The following is a 13694-nucleotide window of genomic DNA, read 5'->3' as shown; positions in this document are numbered from 1 at the left end:
ATTTTCCGCAGGGTTTTTACTTATTATGTTTGTTTATTTGCTTGTTTGAACTATTTTACAGAGATTTCATCAATAAAAATATATGCATCACCACCGGCTCCCTGATGCCATTCAGGAAGTTTACCAAAGTAATATGCTTTTACTTTAAGATACCTTGCTTCGGTAGGCAGAATTTCAGTCGTAAAATCTTTAATCTGAACTTTTTCATCTTTAGGATCAATGCTATTGTCAATTGTTTTAAGGTGAATGTAGTCTTTGCCATTCATTGATGCATAATATTCTACCTTTTTCGGCATCAGGATCCATGCTTTACTGTCCTGGAGGTAAGTAGATGACAATTCTTTAATCTGCCGAGGAGACTGAAAGTCAATAACCGCCTCAAAATTCTGTCCCTGATATCCTTGCCATTCACCTTTTCTCCAGTTGATGTCTCCTCTGATTCCGTCAATAAGAGCAAGACTTCCGGTGGCACTGTACTGCGGAGTAACCTTTGACAGAATATTAATATCCCAATAATTAGGCCTTCTGTTAAAACTGGCTGTTGTCACAGAACTTTTTTCTCCGCTTCTCTCGGTATATGCCATAACCTGTGTGGTTTTAGTAATGGTAAAAGGGCCCTTATAAGGGATAAATGTCTTTCTCTTATTGGCGTCATTTTCATCCATTGTCATATAATAGATCTTATCATCCTGATGTAAGGGAATAATTTCAACTTTAGTGGAAAAATCGAAGATCCGGTCTGCTGCAATGACGGGAGAAGCTGTAAGCCGGGCATATTTAAAATCCTTAACGGGTTTTACATTTTCAAACCCCAGTTTTTTCAGTTCTGCCCTTTCTGTATTTTTAGTAATAGTCCTTGTGGTACCATCTTCAAGGTGAATTTTGATTTCATCAAAATATGGAGTTGTAGTTTCCCATTCCGGCAATCCCGGGGTTATAGAATAAATTCCCATTGAACTTAAAATATACCATGCACTCATCTGGCCGCAGTCTTCATTCCCAATGAGACCATCCGGAGTATTTTTATAAAAATTATCAAGGATATATTTGATTTTGGTATCTGTTTTTTCAGGTTTATCTACAAAATTGTACAGATAAGCAATATGGTGGCTTGGCTCATTTCCCTGGGCATATTGTCCCATTAATCCTGTAATGTCTGCCTGCTCCCTACCTGTTGTCTTATCCGGTGCAGCAAAGATGGCATCAATGAACTGCTCAAATTTTTCCTTTCCGCCATGAGCTGAAATCAGCCCCGGAATATCCTGTTGTACAGAATAAGAATAATGCCACGAATTCCCTTCAGTGTAATTGTTGTTCACTTCCCTCGGATCAAACGGCCCATACCAGTTGCCATTCTTTCTTGCCTGTATAAAGCCGTTTTGGGGATTATAAAGATTTTTCCAGCTTTGGGAACGTTTCATGAAATACTGATAATCTTCTTTCTTGCCTAAAATTTTAGCCATCTGAGCAATACACCAGTCATCATAAGCATATTCCACTGTTTTTGAAGCGCTTTCCGGTTCATCATCTACACTGATAAAATAATTTTGCTTATAAGCATTTAAACCAAAAATATCCAGCATTGCAGAATTTTTAGAGGCTTCAAAAGCTTTTTCATAATCAAACCCCTGAATTCCTTTGGCCATTGCATCAGCAATTACAGAAACGGCGTGATAGCCGATCATACATTCTGTCTCATGGGAAGCGAGTTCCCATACCGGAAGTTTTCCCCCCTGTTCATATTGCCTGATAAATGTATTGATAAAATCTGCAGTTCTCTTTCTGTCAATTAAGGTCATCAAAGGGTGTGCTCCTCTGAAAGTATCCCAAAGTGAAAATACAGTATAATAATCAAAGCCATTGGCTGTATGGAGTTTATTGTCCCGTCCCCTGTATCTTCCATCGACATCCATATTGATATTAGGTTGTGTAAAAACATGATACAAAGCGGTGTAAAAAACAGACAGCTTGTCTTTATCATCAGATCTGACTTCTATTTTTGCCAGTTCTTTATCCCACTCAGCCTGCGCCTGTTTTCTTATAGCTTCAAAATCCGAAGATCTTCCTTCTGCCAGCATGTTCTTTCCGGCTCCTTCGTATCCTGTAGGGGATAGGGATACTTTTATATTAATTTTTTCTCCTTTATTAACATGAGATGAAAAGGCCAGGGCAAGTTTTGTTCCGGTGTAAAGTCCGGCTTCCTGTTTTCCATTAACCTCTTTTTTAGATACTTTCATTGGTTTTGAAAACTCTATTCTGGCATAAACATACTGATTGGTTGCCCAGGCTTCGCTTCTTCGGAAAACTTCAATGGTTTTATCATCAATAATCTTTACCTCACCTTCCAGCAGTTTATCTCTGTGATTAAGATCCAGAATAATATTGGCATTACCTGTATTATTGAAGGTATATTCATGATAGCCGACCCTTTTCGTGGCAGTCAGGCGTACATGGATATTACTTTTATCCAGCTTAACCGAGTAAAATCCTGCAGCTGCTTTTTCATTTTTATGTGAAAATTTTGAAGAATACTCTTTACTGTCCAGGCTTGGATTTCCCATCGTGGGCATCAGCATAATATCCCCATAATCCGAAACTCCGGTTCCGTTCAGATGGGTATGGGAAAACCCGTAGATGACAGAATCCGAATAATGGTAACCACTGCAACCATCCCAGCTTCCGTCGATCCTGGTGTCAGGAGACAGCTGTACCATTCCGAAAGGGACTATAGCACCCGGAAAGGTGTGTCCGTGACCTCCTGTACCAATAAAAGGGTTAACATATTGAGAGTAGTTTTGGGCATATAGTATCTGAACAATACATAAAGACAATCCTATCAGACTTTTTTTCATATCATTATTTTATAACAGCGAATATATCGAAAAACCGTAAAACAGGATATAACAAAAGCATATCAGGGCTTGGCTTATCTGAAAATAATATTTATTCATGAAGAAGGCATTACTTTCAGTAATCTTGCTGTCTCCGGGCATTGTATTTTCTCAAGTATAACTAGGAAAATTAAAAATACAAGGTAAACGGGTTTGTTCTTGAAAATTTCTTTAAAACAAACAGAAGTCAGGAATTGCAGGAATGAGCCTTTATATCCGAAGCTTGTTGAGATTATTTAAAATGAATGGAAAAAACTTTTAATGATCTGATTTATCACCTGATGTTATAGATTTTATTGATTCTAAATTATGAAAAAAATGCGTAAATTTGTGAACAATTTATATTTAGTATGTTGACGAAAGAAAAGGTTCAGAATTTCCTTAAAGAAATAGAAGTAGACGATTTGGTGAATAATCTTCAGATTATGGGTGATGATGTTTATATTGACATGACTGCTCATTCGCCTGCAATGCATGAAAAGAAAAAGCTGGAAGCTGCCATGAAACAGGCTTTTGCCAGTGAGTTTGGAGAAAATGTTCACTTAAAACTTAAAATCGTTTCTCCGGAACCTAGTGAAATTCAGCAGAGTCAGATTAAAGGGAAACAAATTCCCGGAATTCAAAATATTATCGCTATTGCTTCCGGAAAAGGAGGGGTAGGAAAGTCTACAGTTTCTGCAAATATGGCAGTAACGTTAGCAAAAATGGGCTTTAAAGTAGGATTATTGGATGCGGATATTTATGGACCATCTGTTCCGACCATGTTTGATACAGAAGGTGAAAAGCCGATTTCTGTAGAAGTTAATGGTAAAAATATGATGAAGCCTATTGAAAATTACGGAGTAAAAATGCTTTCGATCGGTTATTTTTCAGGAGCAAACCAGGCTGTAGTCTGGAGAGGTCCAATGGCTTCAAAAGCTTTAAACCAGATGATCAGAGATGCAGCATGGGGAGAACTGGATTTTCTGTTAATTGATCTTCCTCCGGGAACCGGAGATATCCATCTTTCAATCATCCAGGAGGTTCCTGTGACCGGTGCTGTGATTGTAAGTACTCCTCAGCATGTAGCTTTGGCAGATGTAAGAAAGGGTATTGCAATGTTCCAGATGGAAAGTATTAACATTCCTGTTCTTGGATTAATCGAAAATATGGCGTATTTTACACCGGAAGAACTTCCTGAGAATAAATATTATATCTTTGGAAACCAGGGAGCACAATATCTGGCTGAAGATCTCGGAATTCCGGTACTGGGAGAGATTCCTTTAATTCAGAGTATAAGAGAAGCCGGAGATGTAGGAAGACCGGCGGCGCTTCAGGAGGGATCTAAAATTGCAGAAATCTATACTGAAACCGCCAGAAAAATGGTTGAAAGCTTAGTGGAAAGAAATAAAAACCTTCCTCCTACTGAAGCCGTAAAGATTTCAACAATGGCAGGATGCTCACCAAAAGCAAAATAATAATGACTTTCAGGCAGAATTGAAAGAACCGAATTGAACTGAAAAATATGGAAACAAATATAACGCACGAAGATACAGTAACAAGAGTAATGGAAGCTCTGGAAAGCATCAGACCGTTTTTAAATAAAGACGGAGGTGATATTGAGCTTATTGACGTGAAAGATAATCAGGTGTTTGTGAAACTTTTGGGTAACTGCTCCGGATGTTCGCTGAACTTTTCCACTCTTAAATTAGGGGTTGAAAATACAATCAAGCAACATGCTCCGGAAATCGAAAAAGTAGTAAACGTAGAGTAAGAATCTATCTGAGATATTTTAAAGACAGGCTTAATAACAGGCCTGTCTTTTTATTGGGCTACTTCAATGACACTTTGGTATCAAAATGGTCAAAAATTTTAATGATATCTGTAAATTTTTTCTTCAATATTTTTTTACTCCTTTTATGATTAGTCCAAATGAGTTCTGAAATTGATTTGACTCCAAAATCTCCGCCTAAACAATCATACAAAGCAGGTAAATTACGTCCGAAATATCCTGCAATACCATTGATGTCTTCTCCTAATGTACAAAAAAAGCCATCTAGATTGTGAAAATTATTTCCATCGATCTCAACTTTGATATTTTTTCTTTCTGAGCCAGGCTTACAAGTATGCAAGGCATATACAAGCCATCCCTGAAGTTCATCTTTCCCGAAAGTTTTCCAGATATTCTTTTCTGTAATTTTATTATTTAATTTCATGTCCCAGGCTTTTTGATAGCCTCGAGGCTGATTCCATACATTACCGCTTACAGTAACATTATTATTTTTGGATTTAACTACTTTTAAATTGCTGATAAAAGTTCCTGATACGATTGTTCTTTGCTGATCAAGGATATGAATGTATCCATTATTTTCATATTTGCGTGATGAATTTTCTATTGCAGATATAAAGCCGGGGATATTTTCAACGTTGATTAATCTGACTTTTTTATAGGTAATAGGGTGGGGTCCTTCTATATTTTTTACCTCATCTATCAAAGTAATAATTTCAGGGTATTTACCAGTATCCAGTGAAAATCCAAACATATATTATTGTTTACTCACTTTATTTCCCACACCTGTAAGTGAGGCATCTGGTTTTCCTGTTTTTGTACCCGAAGTTTTGTAATATATGGTATTGTTTCCGCCTTCTATGATTACTTTATCCACTTTATCTATATAAACCTTGTTCCCTGTTCCTGATACAGAAATTTTTTTGGCACTTCCTTTAATGGTCACGGTATTATCAGCTCCTTCAATTTCAGCGATTCCTCCGTTGAGTGTATAGTTGAGTTTATGGCCTACACCATCTACTTCTATTTTTTTATCATTGTCGGTTTTTTCTACCCCTTTTGTAGATTCTGTTTTTCTGGATTGGGAAAAAGCTTTTCCTGTTCCAAGTAAGAAGATTGTCAGGACAGCTGCTGTTCGAATACTTTTCATTATGATTTGGTTTTTTGTTGAAGGTAAATATAGGGATAAAAATAATGTTTCTTTTTAATTTAAAAGTTAAATGATCTTAAATATCGGATTGATGAAAGAATATTAACCAACAAAAAAGCTCCGGTTTTCCGAAGCTTTAATATAATTTATAAAAGATATAATCTTACTTTACAATAACCCTCTTAAAGTGTCCTTCTGAGGTTTTGACAAGGTAAATCCCTGTTGAAAGATTTGCCGTATTGATTGTTAAAGCATTTTTCTCTTTTCCAATCAGTTTTCCGGACATATCATACAGTTCATAATCCTGTTTTCTGTTGAAGTAAAGAATATTCCCTTTATGTACAGGATTAGGAAACACATTAAAGGTTGAGGTTGTAGTTTTTGTTTCACCGGTTCCTAAAGTAGGGGATATTGCTACTTCATACATAGACAAGGTTCCGCTTATTTCATTGGCAATGATGACATATCCTTTTCCTGTTGTTGTATTTTCAGGTGCAATATAAATGATTCCTTCCGGACCATTATCGCCACCATATGCAGAAGTTGTACGTGAGTGTTTATAATCAGTGAAAACAGGGTTTGCAGGATCAGTAATATTATACACCATAACCCCTCCTGTTCTTTCCAGTGTAATGAAAGCAAAAGTCTGTCCGTTAATTGTGCCCAAAGCAACTCCTTCAGGCTCGGGACCTTTTGCGCGGCTTCTGTTTTTAATACCGTTGGATTCATTATCAGTATTGAAGATCAATGGATGATTTGCAGCAATATATCTTTCAAACTGATCTCCGCTATCATATACTCTTTGCTTTGTTTCTGTATTGAAAATGGAGAAAGAACGTGCCCCCAAAGCTGCAATTTCTTCAAATTCCGTGTCTCCGTCTGTATTTCCGGTAGCGGATGACACCCGGAATCTCCCCAGGTTATGAGAGGCCTTCAATATGGTGGAGTTAGGAAAAACAGAAGTATCCAGGGAATATCCATTAGCCCCTACTGTTGTTCTTTCACTATATCCTGAAAGATCTTTTTCATCCCCTTCGTTAGCTGTTACAATATAATGAGTATTTCCTACCTTATAATTCTGGACTGCATCCGGAATATAATAAGCTTTCACGGGCCAGTTGGCAATTAAGATTTCCCCATTATTATCTGATGCGTCAAATCCGTTACCTGGAAGACTCATGTCTTTTTTACCCACCCCCCCTATATTTGTAATGGTTTTGGTAATAAGATCCACTTCTGCAATAGCGTTGTTTTCCTGCAATGTTACCCAGGCCTTCTGACTGTCTGTACTGATGGTAATATATTCAGGTTCTAGATCCTGTGACAATGTATTGTTTGTCCTGATTTTTCTTAACCCTGTAGCGGTAAGAGCAGTCAGCTGATTATCAAAACTATTGAAATTAAGAGTAGTAACATTTGCTTGTGTAAGATTGCTTATTCCTCCTGAGATGTCAATAACGCTGATTGTGCCTTCAGGATCTACAGTATAGGCATCATTGGGCTCACCTTCATTGGCTGTAATTACTTTTGTCCCGTCCGGAGTAAAGGTTACCATATCCGGTAAAGCTCCTACAGTTACCTGTTTCAGAAAATTTCCGTTAATATCAAAAAAGACTACGGAGCCATTTTGTTGCGGATTGGTATTGGGGGATGCCGCTGCAATAATTCCGTTTTTAACAGCAATACTTGTAATTCCCCCGTAAGGAGCCATATTCACTGTACTGATCACTGACGGAGTTATCGGATTACTGAAATCAATGATATCAAAAACATCGGTAATAGAACTTATCGTAAACAATCTTTGTGTGGAAGCATCATGTACAACAATTTCTGTAGAGCTGTTATTGTTTCCTGAAGGATCAAAACTGCCGATATAGTTGAGTTGGATCTGGTTGGAAGGAACCGGGGCAGCCTTATCATTGTCTACAATATAAATCGTTGCCGAATTGTCTGCTGAAATGGTAGCTCCGGTTGGATTTTCAAGGCTCACAACAAAATACTCTGCCTGCTGCTCTTCCTGTGTATCGTCTATAATGGGAATATTAACCGTATAGCTTGCTGTGGATGGAGTAATATTGATTGTCTGATTGGCTAAAGTAAAGTCATTATTGTCTGCCGTGCTGAACGGAGCTGGTTTAACTACAAGGTTAACTGTTGCTGCTGAAGGGTTGCTGACATTGATTTTGAATGCCAGATTTCCCGCATTTTCATTAACTTTAATAAAGTTCTTTTCCAAGGAAACTGTAGTTCCGGCTGTAGTAAATGTACTGGAAGTTACTGTTGTTATTCCATTGTCGCTTAAATCTTCGACTGTATTGGGTTTCAGGGCCAAATAGTAAGTCTGCCCAGGCATCATGCCGGAAGCCGGTATGATGGTAATCGTATTTCCGCTGAAAGCAGTAGTGAAGGGAACTTGTGTGCCTGCAGCATTTCCGAGACGGAAATCTACAAGATTTTGTGCATTAGAATCGTTAATAGCCGTATTGTTTGTCAGCCTTACATTTTCATTAAAAGAAATAGTAGGGTTAACAGTGGTTGAAGCATTATTTGTGTTGTTTGTGGGAAGATAGGTTACTGAAGGTGGGGTAGTGTCAGGTCCTCCGGATGCCATACCGTCTACAGTGAAATTATCAAAACGGTTGTTTCCTCCGGTTCCACCTCCTGTTTCAGAAAATTCTACCTTTATTTTAAAATCCGGATTATCGGATGCTCCGGGTACAGTAGAAAAATCAAAAGTGATCAGCTGTGGATTGCTGTCCTGCGGATGTATTGTCTGGTAAGTAATAAAGTTTACCCCGTCTGTTGAATAAGACCAGGTTTGTGTTCCTGCTCCCTGTCCGGATCTTCTGGTTGTGAATTTGACAATTATATTGTTGTAACCTGTTGTAGGGAGATTAAACTGCAGTCCTCCACCAATTGGATTGTTAAACCTTAAGTGCGTTCCCGATACATCTCCGTTTCGGGCATTCAGGTTTTCAACATTAAAGTTTTGTCCGGTACCCCCTGCGAAGTCTATCACACTGGTGCCTCCTGCAAGGACGGTGAGGGAACCGTTGTTCAGAGTAGCAGAAGGGGAAGTAATAGAAGAAACAGAAGCATTATCATTAAAGTTCCAGTAATGGACAAGTGTCTGGCTGAAAAGATCGCTCTGAAAAAAGAATGCGGCAATCACAGACCCTTTTAATAGGTAATTATTGATCATTTTTATACTCTTAGATAAATACAAAAATGAACTTTCTCTTTCGTAATTGTTTTAATGGAACTTTAAGAAATGTTTAAAAAACAGGTCCGCAGGGCTTAGTAAAATTAAAAGATATCAATGACTGTTATCAGATGTTTTATTTTGCAGACTTTCCGGAAAAATTTAAAATATTTCCGGCCTTATTTCCTTCCAGCGGATGTTTCTGCATGTAGAAAAATCCTGAAATTGCGGTCAGAAGCAAGAGTACAAAAATAACCAGAACAATTCTTTTTAACATGTCTCTCATATCGCTAAATTTTTAATATCTCTAATCTCTAAAGTTGATGTAGGGTATCCTTTTTGTACAGCATTGATCATGGCTCTTCCTACTTCGTGTAAAGTTAATGATTTTGACGGTAAAAAAACAGGGAAAAACCAAATAAAAGGTTTGAAAAACCATTTTACATTCAATTGGCCTTCAACTGGTTTCATAAATCCCGGCCGAAAATTATAGACAGCTTTAAAGTTCATTCTTTTTAAAGCGTTTTCTGTTCTTCCTTTTACCCTTGCCCACATGGTTTTTCCACTTTCCGAACTATCGGTTTGAGCTCCTGAAACATAATTGAAAACCATTTCAGGGTTCTGGTGCATTACTGCTTTGGCAAAATGAATGGTCGTTTCATAGGTAATTCTGGTATAGTCTTCTTCATTCATACCAATACTGCTGATTCCTGCACAAAAAAAGCAGGCATCATACCCTTTGAGGTTTTCATCATCAATATTGATTTTCAAAAAATCAGGAACAAAATATTCTTTTAACTTTGGATGCTTTTTTCCGGATGATTTTCTGCTTATGCTTAAGATTTCAGAGACATTGGGATTTCCAAGACATTCCATTAAAACTCCTTCACCTACCATTCCTGTAGCTCCTGTAATGATTATTTTGAGTGGGGCCATTGCTTTGTTATTAATATTTGTATGACGGGCAAAGAGGATATTTTACTTTAAAATATTATCAGATTAATTTTTTTTTAACGAAATGAAGACAACCTATTTATTAATTTATGAACAGTCTGGTTTAAGAATTGTTTTCTGTTTTGCCGGATTTAAACTCCGGTTACAGTAACATCCTTTTTTCCGGAATGGATTTGAAAGATTCATGAAAAAAGAAAGCCGGACAAAAATGACTGGCTTTATGAAGTGTAGTTTAAATTATTTTTTATGTTGCAGCTGGCTGTATATATTCTGTATCAGGCCGTCAGCTACAGAAATTTTTGGAACAAAAATGCGGTTGATATCAGCCCAGGTCATTACATTATTGAAAATATTGAGGGCATGAACCAAAACATCCGCCCGGTCTTCCCTAAGGCTGTATCTTGTCATTCTTTCGCTTACAGAAAGCTCATTGAATTCCTTGTATACTTTCTTAAGATGTGAGAGAGACATTGGTTTTCCGTCTTTGGTCTTACTCATAGAGAATACCTTGTTAATGTTTCCTCCTGAACCAATGGCTACAATAGGTTTTTTACTTACTATATTTTTTTTGATCTCATCTTTCATTTCCTTCCAGTTATCCATCGTTACCAGGTTGTTAAGCAAGCGGATGGTTCCGATATTGAAGGACCTTTCATACACCATTTTACCATTTTCGTAAAAGGTAAGCTCGGTAGAGCCGCCGCCTACATCAATATATAAATAGGCAAACTCTTTATCGAGTCCTTCTGCCACGTGGTTTTCATAAATTAAAGTAGCTTCTTCATCTCCGGAGATGATCTCTATATTGATTCCTGAAGTTTCCTTTACCTGCCTTATGATTTCATTACCATTGGCTGCATCACGCATGGCACTGGTTGCACAGGCCCTGTAATGGTCAACTTTATAGATTCTCATCAGGTCACTGAATATTTTCATTGAATCAATGACCATTTTTTCTCTTTCGGTGCCTATTTTACCAATAGTAAATACATCCATACCGAGTCTCAGGGGGATCCGTAAGAGATTAAGTTTAATGAATTCCGGCTTTCTGTTATTTATTTTTACTTCATTAATAAGAAGGCGTGCTGCATTACTTCCTATGTCTATCGCTGCTATCTTCATTTTTTGTTGGTTTTAGCTTTTAAATATATATAGGTTTCGATTTGTGAACGACATTCCTTTTTGTCATTCCTTACATATTCATTCCTCAGTTTTTTATCCAGGATCCTTGCTTTCACATTATCCCTGAGCTGGATATCCAGAATATCTTTCAATTCTTTTTTAAGGTTTTTATCTGTAATTTTTGCTGCAGCCTCAATTCTGTAATCAAGGTTTCTGGTCATCCAGTCTGCAGAAGAAATATACATGTCTTCAGCACCTTTGTTATAAAAATACATTACTCTGGCATGTTCCAGGTATTCATCAACAATGCTGATTGCTTTTATCTTTTCTTTGAATTCTTTTTGATTGACTGCACAGTAAATACCTCTTACAATAAGTTTTATGACAACTCCTGCCTTTGCAGCATCATATAATTTTTCAATCAGGGATCTGTCACTCAATGAATTAACTTTAACAATGATTTCTGCTTTTTTCCCTGATCTGGCCTCTTCTATCTCCTTGTCAATATGATGAACGATTTTTTCACGCATAAACTGAGGACAGACCAATAAGTTTTTACAGGTTTTTAAAACCGGAAGATAGTCTTCTTTCGGCTTTTTAAGAACATTGAAAACTTTGTTGATATCTGCCATAATCCCACGATCTGCAGTCATTAACAGATGGTCTCCGTAGATCCTTGCTGTCTTTTCGTTGAAATTTCCGGTGCTCACAAATCCATATTGAATGGTTTTGTTATGAGATCTTTTTTTGATGATACAAAGCTTTGCATGCACTTTTTTATTAGGAAGACCTACTAAAACAGTAATGCCTTCCGGTTCCAGCATATCTTTCCACTCCAGGTTGGATTCTTCATCAAATCTTGCCTGAAGTTCCAGCATAACGGTCACTTCTTTACCATTTCTGGCTGCGTAGATCAGTGCATTAATGATCTTTGAATTGCTGGCCAGACGATAGGCTGTGATCTGTATAGATTTTACATCAGGATCCATTGCAGCTTCACGCAGGAGATCAATTACCGGATTATATTTATGATAGGGGAAGGTGAGCAGTACATCTTCTTTCAGAATAACATCAGTAACCCTTTCTCCATGTTCAAAAGCCTGATGGGTAAAGGAGGTTCTTTCCACAGGTTTTTCGTAGGTCTCAAAGACATCCGGAAAATCCATAAAGTGTTTAAAATTATGAATTTTCCCACCGGGAATAATACTGTCTTTTTTGGTCAGATTCAGCTTTCTGATCAGAAGTTCCAGCAGGGCCTTATCCATATCTTTATCAAAGACAAAACGGGTAGGTTTTCCTTTTCTTCTGTTTTTAAGTCCTTTTTCTATTTTCTCTGCAAAATTGGTACGGATATCATTATCCAGATCCAGTTCAGCATCTTTTGTTACTTTAAAAGCATTTGCAGCAAATTCATCATAACCGAAATAAGAGAAAATATGAGGAAGGTTAAAAGTAATGACATCTTCAAGAAGCATGACATTTTTTTCTTCAGGGTCTTCAGTAGGCAGTAATACGAACCTTCCTACAAAACGGGAAGGAATCTCAATAATAGCATAGTTGCTGGAATACTGCCAGTCTTTTTTTCTCATTGCTACTCCCAGATAAAGACTTTTATCCCTCAGATAGGGCATCGGGGTGTTTTCATGAAGAAGTATAGGAATGACATTGGATTCTACAACTTCATCAAAATAAGTTCTGATAAATTCTTTTTGTCTGGTCGTCAGATTTTTAGAATTTTTAATAAAAACTTTATGATCAGCCATTTCAGTCTGGATTTTTTTCCAGGTTTTATCGAAATTCAACTGTTGTTTCATAACAACATCATTGATGCGCTGAAGAATTTTGGAGGGTGGCTGATAAAAGGATTCTGCAATTACTTTTTCCTTAAAATCCATGGCACGTTTTAATCCGGCTACACGTACTCTGAAAAATTCATCCAGATTGTTGGAGAAAATTCCCAGGAAACGTATTCTTAAATGCAGAGGAACGTTTTCGTCCATAGCTTCCTGTAATACTCTTTCATTGAAGGCCAGCCATGTAATATCTCGTGGATTAAAGTGTAATGACATTATAAATGGATATATTTTATCAAAAATAATAATTCGTACAGTTTCTGCCTCTATTTCTTAGGTTAAACTTTGATTAATTTTGAAAGAATCGTGAATTATTTTTAGTGCCGGGTCAATAAAGGACTTAATTTGATCATATCCGTCAGTTTAACGCAGGATTAAAATGTAAGAACACAATATATTTCAAATGACTTCTTGATTCAGTGGTTATTTTTTGGAGCAACAAAAATTTATAGGATACAGAACTGTATGTTTCCACTCATTAAGTATATGGAATGTCCTTAAATTATATCATTAAAATTATAGAATATTGATAGAATGTGTTTGGTAAAATACTGGTTTATTTTATTTTATTCTATGTTTTTGTGTTTTTAGAGGAAATTTCAATAGTGTTTATTGTGAATTAAATTTTTTATAATTCTTATTGTAGTTAATAAAATACTTTATAATTCAATTGTTGTAGTATTGTTTACTGGATTAGGGATGTTGGTATTGTCCTGTATATCTCCTGCTTCTATATTTGCTTACCAAAACAAAA

The 13694-nt window shown here is 36.8% G+C and carries 10 protein-coding genes; 2 read left to right on the top strand and 8 right to left on the bottom strand.

Annotated features, from left to right (window positions below):
* Nucleotides 1-50 precede the first annotated feature (50 nt).
* The gene (locus DRF59_RS17835; RefSeq protein ID WP_115963414.1) at nucleotides 51-2852 is read right to left on the bottom strand and encodes a GH92 family glycosyl hydrolase; all 2802 of its coding nucleotides are present in this window, start codon (nucleotides 2850-2852) and stop codon (nucleotides 51-53) included.
* 389 nt (nucleotides 2853-3241) lie between these two features.
* On the opposite strand from DRF59_RS17835, the gene DRF59_RS17830 reads away from it, so the two are divergent.
* Nucleotides 3242-4348 (top strand): Mrp/NBP35 family ATP-binding protein, encoded by a 1107-nt coding sequence (locus tag DRF59_RS17830; RefSeq protein ID WP_115963411.1) that lies wholly within the window; start codon nucleotides 3242-3244, stop codon nucleotides 4346-4348.
* Nucleotides 4349-4395: 47 nt separating this feature from the next.
* Nucleotides 4396-4644 carry a NifU family protein gene (locus tag DRF59_RS17825; protein WP_045500144.1) on the top strand — a complete coding sequence of 83 codons (249 nt, stop codon included), beginning with the start codon at nucleotides 4396-4398 and terminating at the stop codon, nucleotides 4642-4644.
* 58 nt (nucleotides 4645-4702) lie between these two features.
* On the opposite strand, the gene DRF59_RS17820 is transcribed toward DRF59_RS17825, so the two are convergent.
* The 7 genes from DRF59_RS17820 to ppk1 all read right to left on the bottom strand — a co-directional run bounded on the left by DRF59_RS17820 (nucleotide 4703) and on the right by ppk1 (nucleotide 13156).
* The gene (locus tag DRF59_RS17820; RefSeq protein ID WP_115963408.1) at nucleotides 4703-5413 is read right to left on the bottom strand and encodes a barstar family protein; all 711 of its coding nucleotides are present in this window, start codon (nucleotides 5411-5413) and stop codon (nucleotides 4703-4705) included.
* A 3-nt stretch (nucleotides 5414-5416) separates the two neighbouring features.
* Nucleotides 5417-5809, bottom strand: coding sequence for a DUF3060 domain-containing protein (locus tag DRF59_RS17815; RefSeq protein ID WP_115963406.1), 393 nt, complete (start codon nucleotides 5807-5809; stop codon nucleotides 5417-5419).
* A gap of 163 nt (nucleotides 5810-5972) precedes the next feature.
* The gene (locus DRF59_RS17810; RefSeq protein ID WP_115963403.1) at nucleotides 5973-9011 is read right to left on the bottom strand and encodes a choice-of-anchor I family protein; all 3039 of its coding nucleotides are present in this window, start codon (nucleotides 9009-9011) and stop codon (nucleotides 5973-5975) included.
* A 136-nt stretch (nucleotides 9012-9147) separates the two neighbouring features.
* Nucleotides 9148-9297 carry a hypothetical protein gene (locus DRF59_RS20820; protein WP_157967471.1) on the bottom strand — a complete coding sequence of 50 codons (150 nt, stop codon included), beginning with the start codon at nucleotides 9295-9297 and terminating at the stop codon, nucleotides 9148-9150.
* On the bottom strand, nucleotides 9294-9947 hold the full coding sequence (locus tag DRF59_RS17805) for an NAD-dependent epimerase/dehydratase family protein (RefSeq protein WP_115963400.1): 654 nt from the start codon (nucleotides 9945-9947) through the stop codon (nucleotides 9294-9296). Before DRF59_RS17805 ends, DRF59_RS20820 begins: the two co-directional genes overlap by 4 nt.
* 255 nt (nucleotides 9948-10202) lie before the next feature.
* Nucleotides 10203-11087, bottom strand: coding sequence for a Ppx/GppA phosphatase family protein (locus tag DRF59_RS17800; protein WP_115963397.1), 885 nt, complete (start codon nucleotides 11085-11087; stop codon nucleotides 10203-10205).
* A complete protein-coding gene (ppk1, locus tag DRF59_RS17795) occupies nucleotides 11084-13156 on the bottom strand; it encodes a polyphosphate kinase 1 (RefSeq protein ID WP_115963394.1) in 2073 nt (690 codons plus the stop codon). Before ppk1 ends, DRF59_RS17800 begins: the two co-directional genes overlap by 4 nt.
* Nucleotides 13157-13694: the final 538 nt, after the last annotated feature.

The sequence above is a fragment of the Chryseobacterium flavum genome, assembly GCF_003385595.1.
Taxonomy (GTDB): Bacteria; Bacteroidota; Bacteroidia; order Flavobacteriales; family Weeksellaceae; genus Chryseobacterium; species Chryseobacterium flavum.
Note: the sequence above shows the minus strand (reverse complement) of the source record. Positions and strands in the feature narration are given on the sequence as shown.